The 23,683-nt window shown below is 33.7% G+C and carries 14 protein-coding genes; 9 read left to right on the forward strand and 5 right to left on the reverse strand.

All coding sequences use genetic code 11. The features are described 5' to 3' along the window. Nucleotides 1-143 precede the first annotated feature (143 nt). Genes CLU82_RS00825 through CLU82_RS00840 form a run of 4 tightly spaced genes read left to right on the forward strand, consistent with a single transcriptional unit; the run spans nucleotide 144 to nucleotide 5,420 of the window. Nucleotides 144-2,582 (forward strand): sensor histidine kinase, encoded by a 2,439-nt coding sequence (locus tag CLU82_RS00825; RefSeq protein WP_100841301.1) that lies wholly within the window; start codon nucleotides 144-146, stop codon nucleotides 2,580-2,582. Then, a complete protein-coding gene (locus CLU82_RS00830) occupies nucleotides 2,572-3,204 on the forward strand; it encodes a hypothetical protein (RefSeq protein WP_157813289.1) in 633 nt (210 codons plus the stop codon). The genes CLU82_RS00825 and CLU82_RS00830 overlap by 11 nt, the downstream gene beginning before the upstream one ends. 1 nt (nucleotide 3,205) lies before the next feature. Beyond that, nucleotides 3,206-3,832 (forward strand): HNH endonuclease signature motif containing protein, encoded by a 627-nt coding sequence (locus CLU82_RS00835; protein ID WP_100841303.1) that lies wholly within the window; start codon nucleotides 3,206-3,208, stop codon nucleotides 3,830-3,832. Then, nucleotides 3,825-5,420, forward strand: coding sequence for an Eco57I restriction-modification methylase domain-containing protein (locus tag CLU82_RS00840; protein ID WP_232735185.1), 1,596 nt, complete (start codon nucleotides 3,825-3,827; stop codon nucleotides 5,418-5,420). Before CLU82_RS00835 ends, CLU82_RS00840 begins: the two co-directional genes overlap by 8 nt. Before the next feature lie 8 nt (nucleotides 5,421-5,428). Here CLU82_RS00840 and CLU82_RS00845 read toward each other — a convergent pair whose 3' ends face one another. Then, nucleotides 5,429-6,421 (reverse strand): nucleotidyl transferase AbiEii/AbiGii toxin family protein, encoded by a 993-nt coding sequence (locus CLU82_RS00845; protein ID WP_100841305.1) that lies wholly within the window; start codon nucleotides 6,419-6,421, stop codon nucleotides 5,429-5,431. After that, entirely contained in the window at nucleotides 6,421-7,149 is a 729-nt protein-coding gene (locus CLU82_RS00850) for a DUF6088 family protein (RefSeq protein ID WP_100841306.1), read from the reverse strand. Before CLU82_RS00850 ends, CLU82_RS00845 begins: the two co-directional genes overlap by 1 nt. Before the next feature lie 215 nt (nucleotides 7,150-7,364). Between CLU82_RS00850 and CLU82_RS00855 the strand changes: the two genes are divergently transcribed. From CLU82_RS00855 to CLU82_RS00865, 3 genes are all read left to right on the forward strand, one after another. After that, nucleotides 7,365-10,364, forward strand: a complete 3,000-nt coding sequence (locus CLU82_RS00855; protein ID WP_232735186.1) for a DEAD/DEAH box helicase — start codon at nucleotides 7,365-7,367, stop codon at nucleotides 10,362-10,364. Nucleotides 10,365-11,811: 1,447 nt separating this feature from the next. Then, nucleotides 11,812-12,234, forward strand: coding sequence for a hypothetical protein (locus CLU82_RS00860; RefSeq protein ID WP_100841307.1), 423 nt, complete (start codon nucleotides 11,812-11,814; stop codon nucleotides 12,232-12,234). A gap of 22 nt (nucleotides 12,235-12,256) precedes the next feature. After that, complete coding sequence (locus CLU82_RS00865; RefSeq protein WP_100844885.1) at nucleotides 12,257-12,436, forward strand: hypothetical protein; 180 nt, start codon at nucleotides 12,257-12,259, stop codon at nucleotides 12,434-12,436. Nucleotides 12,437-12,681: 245 nt separating this feature from the next. Here the strand turns inward: CLU82_RS00865 and CLU82_RS00875 are convergent, their stop codons facing one another. From CLU82_RS00875 to CLU82_RS00885, 3 genes are read right to left on the reverse strand one after another with little or no spacing between them, the layout of a single operon-like run. Continuing rightward, on the reverse strand, nucleotides 12,682-12,897 hold the full coding sequence (locus CLU82_RS00875) for a hypothetical protein (protein ID WP_100841309.1): 216 nt from the start codon (nucleotides 12,895-12,897) through the stop codon (nucleotides 12,682-12,684). A 3-nt stretch (nucleotides 12,898-12,900) separates the two neighbouring features. After that, entirely contained in the window at nucleotides 12,901-13,323 is a 423-nt protein-coding gene (locus CLU82_RS00880) for a DUF5675 family protein (protein WP_100841310.1), read from the reverse strand. Continuing rightward, nucleotides 13,323-14,081 carry a hypothetical protein gene (locus CLU82_RS00885; protein ID WP_100841311.1) on the reverse strand — a complete coding sequence of 253 codons (759 nt, stop codon included), beginning with the start codon at nucleotides 14,079-14,081 and terminating at the stop codon, nucleotides 13,323-13,325. Before CLU82_RS00885 ends, CLU82_RS00880 begins: the two co-directional genes overlap by 1 nt. Nucleotides 14,082-15,992: 1,911 nt before the next feature. Here CLU82_RS00885 and CLU82_RS00895 point away from each other — a divergent pair. After that, complete coding sequence (locus CLU82_RS00895; protein ID WP_157813290.1) at nucleotides 15,993-16,418, forward strand: hypothetical protein; 426 nt, start codon at nucleotides 15,993-15,995, stop codon at nucleotides 16,416-16,418. A 226-nt stretch (nucleotides 16,419-16,644) separates the two neighbouring features. After that, complete coding sequence (locus tag CLU82_RS00900; RefSeq protein WP_100841314.1) at nucleotides 16,645-23,646, forward strand: T9SS sorting signal type C domain-containing protein; 7,002 nt, start codon at nucleotides 16,645-16,647, stop codon at nucleotides 23,644-23,646. Nucleotides 23,647-23,683 lie beyond the last annotated feature (37 nt).

The following is a 23,683-nucleotide window of genomic DNA, read 5'->3' on the forward strand; positions in this document are numbered from 1 at the left end:
TGGTAATAGAGTTCGAATGCAGATTAAGGGAAACGATTAACTTGATTGGGCTTGAAAGTAATATTGAGGATAAGAGGAAATAGTATTCTGCTTATCATCATAAAAAAAATTAAAACAATATATTTGTTAAAAATAAAAATAAAATGACTGAAATACCTTTTATCGTTTCTGCAAGAGCTGGAAAACTATTAGGAAGAGAAAATTTTTCTAATCCTGAAGGAGCTATAATTGAATTGGTAAAAAATTCATATGATGCTGATGCTAAAAGTTGCCTAGTCGTTTTTGATATTGTATTTAAAATTGAAAAGGACGAACAAGGAAACGATAAAAAAACATTAAACAATGATTCAAGCAGTATTTTCATAATTGACAATGGGGAAGGAATGTCAAAAGATGTTATTGAAAATCAATGGATGAAAATTGGTACAGGCAATAAAGAAACTGAATTTATTTCAAAGAATAAAAGAGTTAAAACTGGAGCAAAGGGTATTGGTAGATTCGCACTTGATAGATTAGGTTTCAATGCTGAAATGTGGACTGTATCTAACGAAAGTAATGGTTTCAATTGGAAAATGGATTGGAAACAGTTCGATAATTCCGATAAATCAATTTCTGAAATCACTGCTGAATTGAGTGATAACAATGTTAATATTTCAGAATTCATAAAAACAAATTTTAATCATATCAAATTAGAAAAAATATTTAATGTAGCAAGTTTTAATACAGGAACAATTCTCAAAATATCCAATTTAAAAGATGAATGGTATGAAAATGATATTGCTGGGGTATTTAAAAGTTTAGAGGCATTAATTCCTCCTAAAGAATTAAATATGTCATTTGAAGTAAATTTTCAACATATCCAAAAACCAAAAGAATTTGGAAAAGTTGAAACAGCTTTTTTTAATGATTATGATTATAAATTAATTGCAAAATTTAATGCTGAAAAACTGTCTGTTGATTTTGAAATAACCAGAAACGAAATGGATATTGATCTCATAAAGAAAAACTATTCTGATTTATATAAGAATGCTAAAACTCCATATGATTTAAAAACTTTAGAGAATAAAACTTTTAAATATTCAAAAGGCATTGATGAATTGCTTGAATGGGAGTTTGATGAAAATAACACTAAATTATTAAAGAATCTCGGCTCATTTAATTTGACTTTTTATTACTTGAAATATAATGTTTCATTAAAAGAAGGCTATCCATTTAAATCAATTAATCAAAAGGAAAGAAGAAGTGTTTTACATAAATTTGGAGGTGTTAAAATCTATAGAGATTCTTTCCGTGTAAGACCATATGGTGATCCTGATAATGATTGGCTAAAACTAGGTGCAAGAGTTGCTCAAAGTCCTGCTGGTTCTGGACAAAGAATAGGTGATTGGAGAGTTAGACCTGAACAAACTGCGGGTATTATTACAATATCAAGAAAAAACAATCCAAATTTGATTGATAAATCAGATCGTGGTGCTTTGCAAGAAAATGATTCTTATGAGACTTTTAAAAGTATAATTATCAAAGTAATAAATGAATTTGAAGTCGATAGAACAAAAATTCTTAATGTACTTTTCAAACATTTTAAAATACTCAAAGAAAAAGAAAGAGAAAATGAAATCCAAAGAAGAGCTGAAAGTTTAGCTGATATAATTGTAGCTGAAAGAAAAGTCGTTGAAGAAAAACTTTACGGTAAAAAATATAATGATGTAGATTTATTTCAACAAAAAAGAGAAGAGGAAGAAAGAAGAAAGTATGAAGAAGCATTCAAAGATACTTTCAAAGCTATTGATGACGAAAAAATAGAAAAAGACAATGAAGAAATAGTCCAAGTACGTGGTCTAGCGAGTCTTGGTTTAATTGTTTCGTCTTTTGCTCACGAGCTTAAAGAAGTGAAAAACAACGTAGAAGATATTAATGATTTAGAAAATATTTACAAAGATTTAGTTTCAGATGAAGCAAAGAAAAAAATAGAGTTTAATGATGGGGTCAATATAATTAAATCACTAAAATTAGATACTGAAAAAATCATTCATTGGGTAGATTATTCTTTAACTGCTGTTAAAAAAGATAAACGTAAAAGAGGTAATCTAGATTTTATTAAATACTTTGACTCTCTTTCCAAGGAATGGAAAAATGTACTTAAAAATAGAAATATTGAGTTAGTAATTAAAAAAGATACTAAAGCAAAATATTTATTTAGAGCTTTTGAAATGGATATGAACACTATTTTTAGTAATTTAATTTCAAATTCAATCGATTCATTTCAAAACCTAAAAGTAATGAGAGATCGAAAGATTCTTATTATTATGAATTTAGAAAATGAAAATTTGATTATTGATTATAGTGATAATGGTACAGGGCTATCCAAAGCATTTGATAATAATAAAGAGAACATATTCCTTCCTTTTACTACTTCAAAAAAGGATAGAAATGGAAATGATATTGGTACAGGTTTAGGAATGTATTTAGTTAAGAACGTTATTGATGATTATAATGGAGATATAATGATTTCAAATACAGATATAGGATTCAAAATAAGAATAGAATTTCCAATAAGAAAAAATGAAAAAAATGAAATATAAAATTGGGTATATAGACGAAGATTCTACACAGGTGGTGAAAATAGAAATGAAATTAAGAGCATATTTTGATGTAATTGGTTTTGATATCACTCCTGGTTTAGAATTAAATAATTTATTAAAACAAGTTTATGATTCAGATATTGATTTATTAATGGTCGATTATTTAATGGTTGATAAAGGCATATTAACTTTTAATGGTGATGAAGTTATAAGAGCATTTGAAGAAATTAAACCTCGATTCCCAATGATTATTTTTACGAATGAAGAATCTCAAGCTTTTCCACAAGTAGATAATCCTAATATAATCTATGATAAATCATTGATCAATTCAGATATACTTCATTTTGTTGAGATACTTAAAAAAAACATTCTCGCTCATAAAAATTATATTGAAAAAAGAAAAAACATTATAAGTGATTTACTTTTGAAAGGTGAAAATGAAGGTTTGTCTTCGGAGGAAAAACATATTTTATTGCAAACCCAATCAGAACTAATAAATCTTGATAAATGGTCAAATGAAGTTCCTTTTCAATTGTTAGATGATAAACGATTAGAAAATCTTTCTAAAACAACTAAAGAAGCAGAGGAATTTTTGGAATCAATATTAAAGAAAAAAGATTAGTATGCTTCCATTTAGAGAAAAAACGCCAAAAAGGCGTGTCAATCCTACCAATAGTCCTACTGGCAATGGATGGGCTACTCACAAACCTGACTTAAGAGAAGATTTCTATTCAAAATGTGGATATTGTGATTCCTTTGATGGATATAGACATACTTATTTTGAGGTCGACCACTTTATTCCTAAAGATTTTTTTAAAGATTTAGGTAATATATCTCTAACTGAATATAGAAATTTAGTTTATTCTTGCAAATTTTGTAACAATAGTAAAAGAGCAAAATGGCCAAGTCAAAGAGAAGATATTTTTCATATTAATAATGAAGGCTTTGAAGATCCTGCAACAGAAATATATGAAACACACTTCTATAGAACACAAGATGGTGGTATAATGTGGAAAACTGAACTTGGTAAATGGATGTTTAGAGAAGCATTTAAATTTGATGAAAGACAAGAATCAATAAAAGTGTTGTGGAATCTAAATAAATTAAGATTGATAATAGAATCATTAGCATTAATTTTACAAAATCATTCCGAAGGAACAGCTGAATACCAAATTTTAAAAGGAAAAATAGGTGATTATAGTTATCAATATTTTTTGTACCATAAGGAGCTTATAAATTATTATGGATAAAAAAAAATCAGGCTCATATTACACTCCTACAAGATTAGCAGATTTTGTAGCGAATTATTGTTTGTCTAAAATTAAAAGAAAAACTATTTCAGTTTTAGAGCCAAGTGTTGGCGACGGTTCTTTTGTTAAAGCAATCTCAAAAAGTGAAAATTTAAATTATTTTACAAAGGTTAATTTAACAATTGTAGAAAAAGATGAATTAGAATTAGCAAAAGCCAAAATAATTGATAAAAACATAAAATTAAAAATTTCATCTCATAATTCGGACTATTTAGATTTCCATTTTGAACATAATGAAGAGTATTCATTAATTATTGGAAATCCCCCTTATGTAAAGAAAAACTTATTAGACGACAATCAAAAAGAATTAGCTAAAACTATCCATTGCGAAAGCGAATTATCTAATAGAAGTATTAATAATATTTGGACTTCCTTTTTGATAAGTGGTATTTCTAAATTAAAAAAAGATGGTGTTCTTGCATTTATATTGCCATTAGAATTATTACAAGTTAAGTTTACTGAAGAGATTAGAACATTATTAAAAAAAGAATTTGAAAGGATAGAGGTTTTTACATTCAATGAATTACAGTTTCAAGAATGTAAAGGTCAAGATACAGTTTTATTTATTGGATACAAAAAACATATCCAAAAAGGAACATTCTATACAAATATTGCTTCATTAGAGGATTTAGAAAATAATAATTATGAATTTTATGAAAATCAATCGCTATCTGATTCTGACAAGAAATGGACACATCATTTTATAACTCCTGATGAATATGAATTTTTAGAAAATTTAAAAAGCAGATTAAATAATGTCTCCTATTATCTTAATAATAAAGCTGGTATTGTAACAGCTGCAAATAGTTATTTCATTGTAAATAAAGACACTATAAGTAATTACGACCTTGAAAAATTTTCTAAACCAATAGTACAAAAAGGTTTCTTTGTAAATGGTTCTATAACTTTCACTAATAATGATTTCAAAAAATTAGTTGATGATAATAAACCTGCATATTTATTAGATTTCAATAATTTAACTGAAAAAAAAATCACAAAAAAAATAGCTGAATATTTAGCTGTAGGAGTTGATGAAAAATTACCTCTTCGTTTTAAATGTAAACAAAGAAATAAATGGTATCAAATACCAAATATTGCAACTGTTCCTGAAGCATTTTTCTTTAAAAGATCTCACGAATATCCAAAAATGATTAAAAATGAAGCTGATATTCTTGTAACGGACAGTGCATACAAGGTAGAAATGAAAACAGAATATAATTTGGATAATTTTATTTTTTCTTTTTATAATTCATTAACTCTGACTTTTGCAGAATTAGAAGGTAGATATTATGGTGGTGGTGTCCTAGAATTAACTCCAAATGAATTCAGAGTTCTGCCAATTCCTTACACAATATGTAATAATTTTGAAGCTTATAAAAATGAATTCAAGAACAAATCGTCTATTCAAGATGTCTTGAATAATAATAATTATGAAATATTAAATAGAACACTCGGACTTACAAGAGATGAAATAGAAAGAATTGAATTAATTAGGCAAAAATTAGTAGACAAAAGACATAGAAAATAATATAAAAACTAATATTCAACATTCCACTCAATTCCTTCAATCCGTTTAGAAAGAAACAACAAAGTTTCAAAAACGTCCTTTTCATCAGGGGGCAAAGCTTCTCCAATAATTAATTCGGTAAATTTTGAACCAGTATAAGTCTTTTTTATAGTATCCCAAACATTAGTAGTTTCACTAAAAATTAGTGCTTCTTTCGGGTGTTTGTATAGCCAATTTTTGTCGTTAGGAATTGCCTTATCATCATCTTTAGCAACTTGCAATAACATAGCATCAAATGAAATTGAATTTACAAAGTCTTTTATAGTATCAAGCTTCATTAATAGATGCAAATCATAAGTATGACGTACTTTGTTAGACAAATCTTCCAATGGATTTTCAGTGTAAGAAAAACGAACCATGCTAATTATCTTTTCACAAAAGGTGCGCTCAACAGACAAGGCTTGAACCTCAAAATCTTCTAATCCAAATTGAGTAATTAATTCAATATTAGATGTGGTTTTAATATAATCCGCAATCATAGTACGAATGGGTTGTACAACATTAGGCTCTGTGTTACCCAAATGAGATACTTCTAAAGCAATGTTTTCTCTCACTTCACCATAAACTCCCTTTACACCAACTTTAGGATAGGAATAAATAATTTTTCTAATACTGCCTTTTTTATTAGTATTCGGATCATTGGGTACAATTTCAAGAATAGACTTATCGACCACGTTGGTAATATCTTTTAATCGATTTCTCAAAGCATTTCCGCTATCAGCATTATTCTTTACAACAACTATATCAATATCCTCTGAAAATCGCTTGATAACACCATAGCATTTTGATAAAGAAGTACCACCTTTAAAAACAATCAAATCTTTTACATCAGAGTGAAATAATTGATACAAAGCATAAGTTACCCAATAATCTTTCTCAATAAAAATCTCTGGAATTTCAAAATGTTCAGCGGTAGCAACAATAGCACCTTCAAAATTGTCTTTGTCTAAATGTAAATTCATTATACTATATTCCAAGTGTTGGCAGTCGAAAGCATTTTAGTAGTAATACCATATTCATAGCTACTAGAAGGATTTATTGATTTTTTTAGAACCGAAAAAACTACAGGTTCTATTCGCAAAGCTTCCAAAAGCGCACCAAGTAATGCTCTTACTTTAGGAGGATAAGCAGCTCCATAAGTAACCAGTTTTTTTATTTCGGCAGTGTCAAAATTATAAATCACTTTTTTCAAATAAACAAGTCCATCACTTTTTTGCAAGTCAGGTATGGTATTCAAGTCTTTAATAACGTCCAATAGCTCTAAATATTTAATCGTATCAGCCGTAACTTTTACATAACTCTTTGCCGGTTTAATTATAACATTACCTACTTTTCCTTTAACTTGTTTATCCAAGGAAGCAATACGAATAGAAGTCGGAACTTGTGTTGTTAAACCCAGTCTATTATACAATCTAGTTCCCGTAATATATGCAACTTGCTTATTTTTATCAAACAAATAAAGAGAAAGTAAAACATCTTCTCTCGGTTTTTGCTCTCCAAACACAGAAACTTTTGGCTTATAATAATAACCTTTTCGGGCTCTTTTAATAACTCCTTTATAAACTAATCTACTTAATGCTTTAGATCCAGCAATAATTTCATCCGAAGTTAATCCAAGAGTATCATACCCGAATACATCTCCTGTATCTATTCGATTTATTTTAGCTACTATTTTGTCTGTTACTTTCATAATAAGTAACAAAGATAACTATTATCTTTTAAATGTCAAGTTTATTCTATTTTTTACCTGACATATCATCTATGTAATCATCATTAAATAGATCATTATAATCTTATACATATCCATTATCTCATTCGGCTCTACAAAACTTTCATTTAGCCCAAGTATTATTAAAGTCGATTATTGTTTGCATCATTTTACTAATTTTGTCTAAAATTTAAATAATGCCTTTACCAACATCATTAGATACTATTCAACTATTCAAATCTATTTTTATAGGTCGAGAAGATGTGTTTGCTGTTCGGTGGGAAAAGGGAAATAAAAGTGGATATATGCCAGCCTACTTCTATGACCCATATCGATATCGAGCACATAAAATGAAAGGAGGTACTTTTCAAAATTATGCAGATAAAGAATATTTGCCTTTTACCGATAAAGAAATTGAAAAGCATCTAAACGGCGACCAATTGATTGGTATTTATCCACTACTAAAAGACAATACTTCGTGGTTTATTGTCGCAGACTTTGACAAAGTGGATTGGATTGAGGACTGCAAAAAATTCATAAATACTTGTAAAGAAAAAGAAATCCCTGCTTATTTAGAACGTTCGCGTTCAGGTAAAGGTGGACACGTTTGGATTTTTTTTGAACAACCTTATCCAGCAATCAAAAGTCGAAAGATTTTTATTTCGATTTTAGAAAACTCGGGGATTTTTTCTTTGTTTGATAAAAGTTCAAGTTTTGACCGATTATTTCCCAATCAAGATTTCCTTTCTGGAAAAGGATTCGGTAATTTAATTGCACTGCCTCTGTACAAAAAAACTTTAGAACAAGGGAATAGTTGCTTTGTGGAAATTGATAATTTGAAACCATTTGAAAATCAATGGAATTTCATTCAAAATATTCAAAAAATAACAATAGCCAAACTAGATAATCTTTACGAATCTTACACCCCTATAGAAAATAGCACTGGTCCATATTTACCACAAATTATCCCTGCAAAATTGACTATTACATTAAGCAATGTATTAAAAATCAATCGCAACGCAATACCAACTTCTTTAATCAATTTTCTAAAAGAAGAATTGAATTTTCTTAATACGGAATTCATAATAAAAAAGAAATCAAATAAAAACACTTTTGGAACTGAACGTTACTTCAGATTTATAGAAGAAACTGAAAACACTATAATCATTCCAAAAGGTTTTGTTGGGAAAACAATTCGATTTTGTAGGGAAAACAAAATAGATTATGATTTTATTGATGAAAGAAAAAAACTAAATCCCGTTTCGTTTTCGTTTAATGCGCAACTAAAAGAACATCAACAATTAGTAATAAATAGCATATCAAAAAAAGATTTAGGAGTAATTGTTGCTCCACCAGGATCAGGAAAAACGGTTGTTGGACTAAAAATTATTGCTGATAAAAAGCAACCTTCTTTAATTATTACTCATCGCAAACAAATAGCAGAACAATGGATAGAAAGAATCGAAGCATTTTTGGGAATATCAAAAAATGACATTGGAAAAATTGGTCAAGGTAAAACCAAGATTGGAAAACATATAACTATTGCAATGATTCAGAGTTTGTCGAAAGAAATTGAGAAACCTGATTCGAAAGATTTTTTAAATGCTTTTGGCGCTATCATTATTGACGAATGCCATCATATTCCTGCGGAAACATTCCGAAATACAATTGCAAAATTACAAACGTTCTATTTGTATGGTTTAACAGCAACTCCTTTTAGAAAATATAATGACGACAAACTTATTTTTATCCATTTAGGAGAAATAATAGCAGAGATAAAATCTAATGAAATTAGCACATCAAAAACTCCAAAAATAATCATTAGAAATACAGAACTTGACGTTCCTTTTAATTCAAAGACGGACAAATTTGAGACATTATCGAAAATCTTAATCCACGATTCTACAAGAAATAAAAGGATACTTCAGGACGTAATCAATGAATTAAAAACAGGCAAAAAAGTCATTATTATTACGGAGCGCAAGGAACATATTGATTCGCTTAATCAGTATTTAAAACAATCATACGAAACTATTACATTAAGCGGAGAAGATTCTGAAAGTGCTAAAAACTCAAAATGGAAATTATTAAAGGAGGAAAATTATCAAGTTTTAATTACAACTGGGCAATTCTTTGGAGAAGGAACAGATTTACAAAATGCCAATTGCCTATTCCTTGTTTATCCTTTTTCTTTTGAAGGTAAATTAATTCAATGCATTGGGCGAGTTCAACGTTCGGAAATACCCCCTACTATTTACGATTATCGGGACATTAAGATTGATTATTTGAATAAAATGTTTCTAAAAAGGAATGTTTATTATCGAAAAATTGACAAGCAAGCAACCTTATTTGATGAACCCGAAGAAATTTCTATTCCAAGAAGCACATTTATTCTTGACCAAAAAATCAAAGTTCCTTTTGAGAAATTACAATTTCATTATGGAAGTATTTCTTTTAAATACAGTGTCTCTGAAATGAATACAGAACTTGAATTTGATATTGAAAATTTCGAAATTAGACCAGAGTTTGAAGTTTTAAAAGAATATTTTTCTAAATCACTCCAAATAAAAAATATTGAAATTGCAATTTATGCAGAATTTGAAAATGGAAAACTAATTTCACAATTAGCATTATCCAATGATATCAAAAAGATAACTAAAGAACTGATTGAAAGTGTAAAATTTAAATTTATAACCAAGACTTTCTTGGGCAAATTAAATACAATTAGCAACGAAAACCTACTCGATATAAATCAATTACAGAATCAAAATAATATCAAATTATATGATTCAGGAGATGAATTATTAAATGATTTTTTACAGAATCAAAATTACAAACATCAAAAACATTTACAATATTTAGCCAATCATCACGAAAGGACTATTCTTAAAATTCGTTTTGTACTCAATCCTTTTTCATTTGTTTTTCTTTTAGCAGGAAAAACAGAATTTCATATTGTTTTAGAAACCTTAAACACAGAAGAAGCAACCTATATTTGGCATTTTGACAATGATAAAAAATCACTTCCTTATAACTTAAAACAAGTTGACAACTACTTAAGTAGCATTCGAAATAACGGAAGACAATCTTTTATTGAAAACCCACCTAATAATTTCAGTAGAATACTTCACGATTATTCAAACGATAAAAAAGGGTTTGTAATTTGGAAAGATTTGATTGAAGAAAGACTTACTTAATGGAAAATAAATATCGCATAACCCATTATCTCATTCAGCTGCACAAAAATTGCTCCTAGTCCAAGTATTCCTAGCATCAATTCTTTGTTTGCTTCATTTCGCTAATTCCATTTCCAAATAACAAGAACATTCCTTTTCTTTGGGTGGTAAAAGAATGTTTTACGTTTCATAAGGCACTTCTTTGCCAACCCTCCAAAAGTTTTTGTACGCCCTACAACGTTTACGGTTTAAAAGAAAATTATCGGAAGGGCAACAAAAACTTTCCCCAAGCTGTGTTACATAACGTGGCATTATAGTGCATAAAGAACGATTCTGCTTCTATTCAAATTCTCGGATGCACTATAATAACGTTATGTAAAACAGCCGCCACACCCAACGCGCAAGGGGTTTGCTCCAGGACAACTTTTTGAGCAGCTCCCATCGCATCACCCAGCAGCTCAAAAAACCGTCCTTCACAAACCCCAATCACAGCTTCGATTCAATTCTATTTTAAATGATAAATTTTATCTTCATAAGAACTATAGGATGGTTTTAGCAACTTTATGCTTAAATCGGTAGTATTTGCATTGCTTTTGTGAGTAAAAAAATGGCTTTAACTTGTAGTTGAATTGCCTATGGATAAAGCCATTTTTCTACACACAAAACCAAAAGTCCAGCAAGAGTGTGATTTTTTATTTGCCAGAACATCTGCATAAATTGTTTTCACGATGGCCAAGATGCCATAGCGGTTTCAGAACATATTTTCTTTTAAACTTTCGACTTTCCAACTTTCAACTACATCAGGGCATCAAGCCATCATAAAAACAATCAGAAATTCCAGCAAGCAAATAAAAAACCACACACTTGCCTGCGCTACTACCTCATCGCACTAGGAATTATATTTTCATTGTTTTTGTAAGTATTGAAAATCACTTGAACGTTTGTCGTAAAATTTAAAAAATCCTGAAAGTGATTTTCAATACCCACAAAATCAACCGCAGGAAAGAGTATGAAATTTTAAAGCAGAAAAATAAGCGGAATGGATTTTATATTTCTTTTTCCTGCTTTAAAATTTCACACCCTTTCTGAAGAACTTCCATCTTTCAAAACAACTTTTTTGGATCCCGTTTCATAAGAAATCTATCGGTCACGAGAAAAATAAAAAATAAATAAAAAGAAAGTAAAGGTAAGCTCCTGTTTTTTATCATTCAAGTTTAAGCCCTACGGGTTTTTGATAAAATCTCCACCCTTTATTTTGTGCTTTTAAGAACGTAAATGGTTTGATTAAAATTCGTTTTCATAATGACCCTTTCGGTAAAAAGTCGGGTAGTATTTTTTCAAAAAAACCTGCCTGCTAAAAAACCTCCACTTGAGAGATGACTTTCTTTTTTTTTCTTTTTTTTCTTTTAAAAAATTATGATAAAAGGAAAAGCCTTTTCAAAAGAACATTCATTTTAAACGAGGAGCTATGCCAAATTTTATCATCAAAACACATCAGAAAAATGTCAATTACACACAACCACATTTTTTTATTTTAAATAAAGGAATGAACAGCGGTAAACCACAAAAAGAGGCATTTACGAACAGTTTTGTAGTTGTTTTTCAAAATGAGGAAGATTGCGAGAACATTTATTTTGTGGCTTACAGTTTGTGGAAAATTAAATTTTGGCATCCGTTTTTGGTTGGTTCTGTAATTCCGTTTTTGCGCATTAACGATTTCAAATCTGCATTTTTTCCAAAATCTAAAGTAATGATACAAGAACACGAAGCTCACGTGAAGCACGTTGCTGCACTCAAACTTTTAGAACAAAAAGAAAAACAATTCCACGAGAATATCAATCTAATAAATGACTTACGTAGAACCATTTTATACAGGTACTGCAGAAAATAATTATGAACTTAAATCAACGCGAATGAAACTATTTATTTTGTACCAAACCGACAATTGGAAGTCCAAAGCATCAAGAGTATGTTTTGGAGTTTTCGACACTAGAGCCAAAGCCATTGACAGCGCAAAATGGCAAGAATTATACAACCACAATTCAGAAGTGGTGGTTTTAGAAATAACACTTAATCTATTTGAGGAAGTTTAACTTTTAACAAAAAAAAATGCCCAATCCAATCGGAAAGGGCATTTTGAAGTTTAACCCAAAGGTCACCACAACAAGAGTTAAACTATTTTTTGTGCTTTCGAATCAAAATTTTGAGCAGTAATGATATTGTAAAACTGACAATCGCACCAATACTAGCCAAAATGATTGTTTTTAAAATATCTACCGAATCAATATTGGGTAGAATACTCAAAAATGTACCCCCAGCGGTACACACTAAAGACGAATTACTCGACTGCATCTTGGGTTGAGGTTAATTGACTTACAGCAGAAATAACACCGCCAGCAATAGCAATATAGCCTCCAATTGAAACAACTATAACAGGCAACGCCACAGGCGCAGCCAAAATAGTTCCGCCAATGGCGGCCAAACTCAATCCAATATTTCGAAGCACTTTAAAAAATTTTGGAGTGGGAGCTTTCGCTCTTTTTATTACATTCATAATTTATTTATTTATCATTCCCGAAAGGGAATCAGATTGAATAATTAAACTCACTTCTTCGTCACGATCTAAAACTTTATAAATCAAATCTTTTAGTTTGTAAAATGCTTTTCTCGATTGAAGTCCTAAACCTGGTCCAGAAATTTGAGTTACTGGAGCAATACAGCCTTTCAATTCTAAAAGAGCATTGTTGGCGGGATAAATCAGAATAAATTTTCTGTTTTCGACATCCATAACCTCCAAATGCCACTTGAACTTATTGCTATATCTTTTTCTAATAAAATATTTCCCCTCCGGAATACAAGAAACCTTCGTTTCGTCCATCTTCCAAGGCAATTCAATTGTGTTACAAATGAATTTACCATCGCATTCGAGTTTACCGTTAGTTCCATCGGGGAAATAAGTTCTAGTTATCGAGATAACCATTATACACCGCTATCCACTTTCACAATCGATAAAGGGTTATAAGAGCCATTTTTCAAGGCATACATTTGTCCATTTACCTCTTGGTAAAATTCAACACCCAAAGCCAAAAACAAAGGTTTTGTACTAGCTGGAGTTACAGAATTAATTTGGGAAATCACCGCTGTTGGAACTGCATCCCAAGGCAAAATTGCCGTTTCTGAATGCGCTTCTACGAAGCTTTCAGCTTCAAAATCAATTTCTGCACCTGCAGAAATGATTTTATAATGAGTAGTTCCACTTGGAGCAGCAATCATATTCCCTGGAATAAATTCTGCCAAATCAACCGTAATAGATCCTGTGGCTCTATCGATTGCACCAACAAAAGGCGCAAATAAAGTAGTCCCCAATTTTCCTCCAATATTGAATTCAAACCCAGCTAACAACTCTGCTTCACCATGAATAACGTTACGTAATCCACGTACACTTACCGTGTCCGCTTGAATCACTTTAACCATTTGTTGCGTTAAACGACTCACCATTCTGCTATCCGCAGAATTCAATAGCAAAGATCTAAAAGCGGTTCTCAAAATTTTTCCAGCCTTTCCGGCTCTTCCAAATTCAGACCCATTCTCACGCGTTCTTTGAAAGGCAGGATCACTGGCGATTCTACTTGCGTCAATTCCGCCTTTTTCTCTCGCCAAGTGTCCGTCCTTTGTTTTGTAAAAAGTAATATCTCCGATAGTACCTTTTAATTTAATTATGCCTTTCTGTCTTGCCATAATTCCTAAAATTTAAGTTCCTTTTCATTTGGAATGTTGAGGTACATTCCTTCAAACCTCATAAACTAAATTTCGATGCATCAAAAATCCGATTTACAAGTACAAAGTTTTAATTTTTAAACATTACATCAAAACAACCAGTTCCTAAAACGACCAAAAAGGACTAACAAGACCTTTTTTGACTATTTTTACCAAGGATAAAAGAAAAGGATAAATTATCTTTGGAAGTGCTTTTATTTCACTTGCCTTTGATTTACAAATAATGTATGGCAAATGCATACCAAAGCTATAGATAGTGTATGAAATTGGAACAAAAAAGAGTTTGCATATACCCGAAGGACATTCAAAGAATTACTGGCAAAAGTTATCGTTACGCACGATTACTTCTAATTGAGATAAAAGAGCGACTAAATAAAGAAGAACATCAATTTGTAAGCATTGAAGAGTTTTGTCTTTATACAGGGCTTAAATTAGATCAGGTCAATCCTTTGATTGTAGGTTAAAATGTTGAGGTTATAAATTCCTTAACCAAACTTTTATAATATATAAAAACTTGTTCATTAAGTAGTTTAAATAATAGTCTTAACCATTGATTGCATTATCAAGGAATAATGACTATTTTTACATCATACAATTTGACGTTCTTTATTGTTATTTCATAGTGACCTATTTAATGACCTATCAAAACATAACACAGCGCAAAGCTTATAGATACTGGCTTGAAGAGTGGAAAACAAATCCCTCTTTCTCCGCGAGCTGAAAAGCAAATGGTTACAAAACCCACTAAATTCAACAATTTAGTGGGTTTTTTCTTTTAAGGCTATATCAAATTATTCATTACATCTCAAAGTTTGGGTGTCCAGATAAAGAAAGTAGAAAGATTTAAGATAGTTATGAACGTAAACAGTCGATTAATATCTGTCGTGAGCTTGAAAAAAAGTATGGATTAATCTCCACTATAGAGAAATAGCAAAATCAAAATAAGAAAGTATTTAGTAGTGTAGATTATAAAACCAATGATCTTAAAAGTCAGGTTGCTTCAGTTGTGCGGTATCTGCCTAAAGCATATAAGTTTCAAAGTTTGGGCGAATACAATGCCTTGTTATCTCTGTTCAATATTACGGCAGAAGAAATAAACGGCGAACTAAATAGACAGCCCAAACAAGGACTTATTTATTCGGCAAGACCGTAGTTTTTGGCATTGATAAAAATAAGGAAAGATTAGTTGGAATAAACTTTTAGTCACACTAAAAATGTTAAATATTGAAGTTCAATTTATGAGCTCTATCAATAAATAATCATGAGATAAGCAATAATATTTGTCCATAACTCTTCGAGGTCTCATGCCTTAGAACTATTACTGCTCTTAGGAAGTATTGGTTTCTAGGCTACATTACTTTGCATTTTTTTAAAGGTCTTGAAAACTAAAAAATACGATAAAACTCACGTTATTTTTGGCACGTAATCTAATATTTAGTTTTGACTATAATAGTTACTTTTTAAAGACCTGATAATAAACAGGTTGTGTTTTTAAAATATTTTCAAGTGTTTATTTTGTAGGTATAAAATTACTTTTATTTTTTAATCGTTTTAACATAACTAACTGTAATACAGTTTAATATATTTTTCTTTAGATTAAAAATATTAAAAAAAAACATATCTCGAGTTTCAAATTGTAAAATAAAGTGTACATTTAATAATGTATAACGTTTTTTGTATTTTTTCGTTAAGATATAGAATCTGAAAGACAAGACCTACATTGTGTATAATTCATTCGAATTTATTATGAAAATCACTATGCTCCTATTGAACAAAAGAAATGCTGTCTTTTCCTTTTTTAAAATTAAAATTCACATTCTTTTTTATCCCATTGTAATAACTTTTTTATTGGTTATTACTACAGCACATACGATGCAAAAAACAACTGAATCGAAAATTTCTTTTTCGTCAGGTAAAAATAAGGCATTGTCTGTTTTAACCGCGGGCTCTGGCGGAAATTACAGTACTCTTAAGACAGCTTTTGCTGCTATTAATATTGGGACTATTACTGGAGTTCTCACACTTCAGGTCATTAGTAATACAACAGAAACACCTACTACCTCTTTGAATGACAGTGGGTCTGGACTAGCCAATTATAGTTCTGTTTTGATTTACGGTAAAGGTGCAGGATTATCCATAAGTGGTAATATAGCCAATCCATTAGTAAATTTTAATGATGTCGATAATGTAGTGATTGACAGAAGAGTTAATGCTATGGGAACTACTGCAGGTTTTACTTTTACCAACACTAATACTGGAATTAATTCTAATACATTGAAGTTAGTTAATTCTGCCTAAAATAATACAATTAGATACGCAACTCTTACTGAATCAGGATTAAGTATTGGTACAGCGGTTGTTAATTTTCAACTTGTGCATCAGGAAATGGAAACGATACCAACATCATTGAATATTGCAATCTGACCAATGCAAGTGGAAACCGACCTTTTAATGGGATTTTGAGTTCAGGTACCACAGAGAGAAAAAATAGTGACAAATCCTTATAATTTTAAATTTTGCAACCATGATTAAATCGCTACCTAAGTTTATCTGCCAGATACTTGCTGGCTTTGTGACATTGTTATTTGCTGTTTCTGCAAATTCACAATCCACTGCAACGGTCTTCAGTGATGATTTTACAGCTTCTACGGGAACAGGTTATACATCTGCAACGGGCTTTGTTGGTACAAGTACCGTTTGGAGCCATTCCAAAAGCGGAACTGATTTTGGTGCGCGCATCAACGGCGGAATTGCATCGCTCTCAAACGATGCTTCGGCGGCTGCAAATGCCAATGGCTGGAATATGATTTCTACCAACACTGCAAGTTTTACAACACCTTACAGTACAACGTTAAGTTCAAATCCGGGCACGGTCACCTGGACATTTAACATGAGACAACAACAGGCCAATCCTAGTGGTTTTGCTTCCGGGAATTATGGAGCTGCTTTTATTTTAGCTGGAACCTCGGGAACTACTAATTCAATCGGAACAGGCTATGCAGTTATACTTGGTAATTCTGGAAAAACCGATCCTTTGAAATTGGTAAGGTATTCAGCCGGTCTTCAAACAACAACACAGATATTGGCATCGAATACTTCAGGACTAACTGATTTTGGAAATACTTATTTGAGTGTAAAAGTAACCTACACTCCAAGTACAAATACCTGGCAACTATTTGTCAGAAATGATGGCACCGCTTTTTTAGACCCCAATAGCGGAAGTTTGACTTCACAAGGAACTGCCGTAAACAACACCTATACCTCAAGTGTTTTACCTATAATGGGCGCTTTTTGGAATTCAAGTACAAAATCCAATCAAACGGCGGTCTTTGATAATGTAAAGGTGACAGTAGTAGTTCCAACAATTACAAGCATATCGCCACCTTCTAAAGTAGCTGGAACCGGAGCTTTTACACTGACGGTTAACGGGACCGGTTTTGTCAGCGGTACTAGTATAGTTCGCTGGAACGGCAGTAACCGAACAACTACTTTTATCTCGGCTACACAACTTACTGTTGCTGTATTGGCAACCGATATTACTTCTGCAGGAACAGCTGCCATAACTGTGGCTAATGGCGTTGCCGTTTCTAATGGACAAACATTTACTATTGACCCTCCAGGAGTGCCAACCATAAGTCTTTCCAATAGTGGTTTAAATGCAATGACCACAATAACTGGGACTGTTTCTTCAGCACAAACCTATACCGTAAGCGGTAGTAATTTAACAGCTGACGTTATTGTTACAGCTCCCACTAATTTTGAAGTGTCAACAAATGGCATCACTTATTCAGGGTCTGTAACGCTTACTCGAACTGGAAATGTGCTTGTGGGTCAGCCAGTAACGGTTTATGCCCGAGTTAAAGCTTCAGCACCATCAGGATTATATTCGGCTACTATCGATCATACTACTACTGGTGGAACTACAAAATCTATCGCAGTTTCAGCCACGGTTATTGCCTCGAAACCAACAACACAAGCCACAGCAGTTACTTTTACAACAGTAACTTCAACCACTTTTACTGTCAATTGGACTAATGGTAATGGTGCTAATCATTTGGTTTTAATCAAAAATGGCAGTGCTGTTAATTCCAATCCGGTAGATGGTATTGTATATACTGCCATAAACTCTTTTGGAGCCGGTTCTGAAATAGGTACAGGGAATTATGCAATCTATTCAGGAAGCAGTACTACCGTTAGTATAGACGGATTGCAGCCTAACACCACTTATTATGTTGCCGTATATGATTATAACGGTTCAGGAGGAACCGAGAGTTATTTAACTACAAGCCCGGCAACCGGAAACAAAACAACACTTAATGCACCAGTGGGTTGGCAGATATACAATACTAATGTCACTAATACAATTACATTTGACACCACGGTTGATGGTGTTAATGAAGGAACCTATCAGGCGGCAGGATTGTCACCAACATTAACTAGTGGCGAGTTAGACTCCAATGCATGGGCAATCACAGGATTTAGTGATGGTGCGATTGCTTTTGGAGGAACCAGCACCGATGGTCAGGATTATGACAGAGGAACGTCAACAGGAGGAGTTACGTTGGGAGGAGTCTATGCTTTTGATACTGCAACTAATAATTTTGCTTTGGGAATACAACCAGCAATCGGGGATTTTGTACCGGGTTCGGCAACACTTCGCTTTCAGAATCAAACAGGAGCAGCGATAACTTCGGTAAGTATAGGATATAAAGTATATATCTATAATGATCAGGCAGCATCGAGTAGTTTTAATTTCAGTCATTCGGCAGACAATTCCACTTATACCAGTGTTTCCGGATTAAATGTAACCTCACCGACGACAGCAGATGCTTCTCCGGGATGGAAAGCGTATTACCGTGTAGTAACTTTAACAGGTTTGAATATTGCTAATAACAATTATTACTATTTCCGATGGACAGGAGCCACCGTTTCAGGCACTACAGATTTTGATGCATTTGGATTGGATGATATCGTTATGGTCGCTAATCCTTCAACCAATTATGCTTCATTTAACGGAACAGCGGAAAACTTTGCAGTTTTGGGAAATACCACTTTATACGGAAGTACAACTATTACCAGTGATTTGACTCTTAATGGAGGTAAAGTTGATATTAATGGTAATACATTAACCCTCAATGGAACTGTAACAAACACTACTTCGGGAGGATTAAAAGGCAGTGCTTCCAGTAACCTGACTATAAGTGGTGCAGTTAGCCCTTCATTGAGTTTTGACCAAACTACTTTGGGAACCACCAATGTAATAAATAATTTAAGCATCAATACGACTGCTTCTAATACCGTGACAATTTTAAATCCTGTGGTGGTCAATGGTACATTGACAACCGCTTTGGGTCAAACATTGAATATGGGAACCAATGCCTTAACAGGGACTTTATCTGCTATTGCCAATAATGGAACTATAGCTACTCAAAATACCACAAGTATCCCGATACCAACAGGAAAAACATGGGGCGGAACAATCAATTACAATGCTGCGTCGGCACAACAGACCGCAGTTATTGGCACCTACAATAATTTTACTGTTTCAACTACAGGGGGGACCATTGCGGCAGGTTCGCTTACAGTGAACGGTGTATTAAACCTTTCACAGCCCAATCCGACCGCTACCATCGGAAGTTTCTCAACCGGAACATATACAATGACTATGGGGGGAAGCGCAACAAATGCAGGTATTGGAGATGTGACCGGTATTATTACCAGAAATGCCATCTCGTTCCAGACACTTTACACTTTCGGACATCCGAATACTTCAATAATATTCCCGATTGCAGGAACATTGCCAACTACAATGAGTCTCAAAATCGTAATTGGTACTGCGCCAAGCTGGCATCCAGGCGCAATCAATAGACATTTTGATTTCATCCAATCTGGTGCTGCCAATACAACCGCGGTATTGCAAGCCCATTATTTGGATTCTGAACTTAATGGAAATATGGAAAATAAACTTGTTGACTGGGCACATATCAATTCGTCAAATACTACATTAGAGCAAGGGCGCTCCAGTTATAATACGACTGAAAATTGGGTTGAGTTGACAAACGTCAATATTGGGCTTTACTTTGCGCCAATATTTGATCTAGTAAATATCTCGCTGGATGAATCGGAAGTAGGATCTCTGACGTGGAATGGCTCTGTGAGTACTTCATGGACAACCGCAGCTAACTGGACACCGAATGCCACCCCATCCGATTATTCGATTGTATATATTCCTGACGCGGGGAGCACGCCAAATGATCCTACCTTGAATCCAACAGTTTTGCTTGGCTCACTTAATATTGATGCAGGCGGCATCTTAAATGCGGGTACAAATACTTCATTCACCATCAACAATGGCCCTGGTGCCTGGATAAATTATGGAACGTTCAACCCTGATTCGAGCACCGTAATTTTTACCAATGCGGATGCTACAATGGCAGGTTCGACCACTTTCAATAATGTCACAATAAATTCAGGTGCAGGCTTAAGGCCTTTAACAGGTAATGTTATGAGTATTGCAGGAGCTTTCGTCAATAACGGAACCCTTACCGCTGGCATCATCGAGAATACCATTATTTTTACAGGAACCAATCAAACATTGCCGTTACCTAACGGCGCATTAACGGCTTATCATCATGTGGTTATCAGCGGAACAGGCGCGGTGGTTCCAACTTCATTTAATATGCTGGGTAATTTGACCCTGAATCAAGCGGTTGATTTTACAGGAAAAACAGTTTCATTGATTGGCACACAATTGCAGGTAATCGGTGGAACTTATGTATCAACATTCAATAACCTGACGATAAATAACACATTCGGGCAAATTGATTTGTCCAACAATGCCACTATAAACGGAATACTGACCTTGACTACCGGAAACCTAAACATAGCTAATAACACTTTGACACTGGGCGTACCCGCAGTTGCCGGAACATTCAATTCGACACATATGATCATCGCCAGCGGAACCGGCGAACTGAGAAGATCGTTTACAACAACAGGCGCATATACCTTTCCTATTGGAGACAATACAGGAATAACTGAATATTCTCCTATTACCATTAGTGTGGATTCAGGCTCGTTTTCGAGTGCTTATATTGGCGTGTCGGTTACTGATGCAATCCATCCGAATAATTATAGTTTAAACAACAACATCAGTCGTTACTGGAAAGTCAACCAATCAGGGATTACAACAGCCCTTGCAACAATTACGGCAACCTATGCAGCGTCCGATATTTTAGGCACCGAAAGCGACATAGCCGCCGCCCAGCTCAAAGGAATATTTAACCAGCAGACCAATCCATGGATCAAGTATTCGGCTTTGGGAAGCAATACACTATCAGTTGCTGCCACCAGCCTTACAGCTGGTCAAACTTCTGCATTCACAGGAATCAAGGGAGGTTCGTTTTCGGTTGTACTTTCAGGATTCGGTTCATTCTGCCTTAATGATTCTGCCACATTAAGCGCTGAAATAACGGGTGGCGACGCGCCTTATACTTATTTGTGGTCTGCGGGTCTTGGAACCTTGCAAACTGCAACACCCCCGACTTCAGCTGCTGGAACGATAAATTATACGGCTACTGTAAAAGATGCCAATGGGATTACCGCCTCAGATAATAATAATGTCACTGTCCTTCAGAATTCTCTTGGAGGAACAGTTTCATCAAATCAAACTATTTGTTCTGCAAGCGCTCCTGCAGACCTTACCTTGACTGGTCAAACGGGAAGTGTAATTTATTGGCAAAGCGCAAGCGATTCGGGTTTTACCACACCGGTAAATATTGCAAATACCACAACTACGCTTCCCGGAGCTTCAATAGGGCTATTGACAACAACTACTTATTTCCGTGCTGTTGTTCTAAATGGAACCTGTGCAAATGTCTATTCCTCTGTTGCGACAATTACAATTAATTCAACCACCTGGACAGGAATCTGGAGCAACGGTTTGCCGAGCAGTACTACCGCCGTCATTATTTCAGCCAATTATACACCAGCAGTTTCTTTTGAGTGTTGTTCTTTAACGGTTAACAATAATGCAGCTGTTTTGATTCCATCGGGGATTAATGTGACTTTAAACGGAATACTTACTGTGGTCTCAGGCAGCAGTTTTACATTGCAGAGTAATGCCAATTTTATACAGAATACTGATGCAGCCAATTCCGGAAACATCACTGTTTTACGAAATTCTGCACCCATTAAACGTTTGGATCATACCTTATGGAGCAGTCCTGTAACGAGTACACAGACCTTGCAGCAGTTTTCTCCCAATACGCTTTCCAATCGTTTTTATGTCTATAATATTTTGAACAATACCTATACGGCAACACCAGCAACAGGCTATTTTCCATTGGCAAAAGCTATAGCTGTACGCGCACCAAATAATTGGCCTACTGCAGAATCGGCATGGGAAGGAAGTTTTACGGGTATTCCCAACAACGGGAATATTACAACACCATTGGAAATGACTGGTGCAGCCTACAACGGAATTGGTAATCCCTATCCATCAACAATCAGCGGAACTGAGCTGGTAAGTGCCAACAGTACGAGGATTACTGGCACACTGTACTTTTATGCGCACACTTTAGCAATAGATGCGACAACGGGTTTATTCCCGCCCGGGACTAATTACGCCGTTTGGAATCCCGGCACAGGAGGAACGCCTGCAACAGCTGGCGGCGGCGGTACTGGCAGCAGTCCAATAACCCCAAATGGAATAATACAAACTGGTCAGGGATTTTTGGTAAAAGCTAAAGCTCAGGGCAATATGATTTTTACCAACAGTATGAGAAAAACAAATACAGCTAATCCTTTTTTTAAGCAAAGTGCCTTAAAATCCAATACTGCAGAACCTGATATTGAGAGACACCGTATCTGGCTCAGCCTTGGTAGCAGCAATGGCGCTTTAAATACCATATTAGTGGGTTATGCAGCAGGAGCAACTAGCGGAATTGACTATGGCTATGACGGATTAAAGTTTGGAGGCTCAGGAAGTGAGCTGTATTCTGTTATAGCGGGCGATGCATACAGTATTCAGGGTAGAGCTTTGCCTTTTATAGCTGATGACAATGTTCCATTAGGTTTCAAAGCTGCAGAATCGGGTACTTTCACTATTGCAATTTATAAAACGGACGGATTATTTTCCGGAAATCAGGATATACTGATCAAAGATAATCTCACAGGAACAACAAACAGCATCAAAACTGCACCTTATAATTTCACCAGTGCCATTGGAACTTTTGACGGACGTTTTGAAATAGTTTACACAAAAAGCAGCTTAGGCCTTGACCCGCAGACGGCACTTGAAAACAGCGTAATAGTATACACAAAAAACAGTACACTATTTGTTCAAAGCAGCAGTGTTATAACTTCTGTTCGAATTTTTGATATACTCGGAAGATTACTTTCCGAAAATAAAAATATAAATGATACCCGCTTCCAGAGTGGCAAATTAAGTTTAACCAGACAGGTTGTTCTTGTTGAGGTCACAGATAACGAAAATAAAAAAGTTCTCAAAAAAATAATCCTTTAAAATATCCATAGGTTTTCTAAAGCCTAGGATTTAATGT

It is taken from the genome of Flavobacterium sp. 5 (assembly GCF_002813295.1).
Classification (GTDB): Bacteria; Bacteroidota; Bacteroidia; order Flavobacteriales; family Flavobacteriaceae; genus Flavobacterium.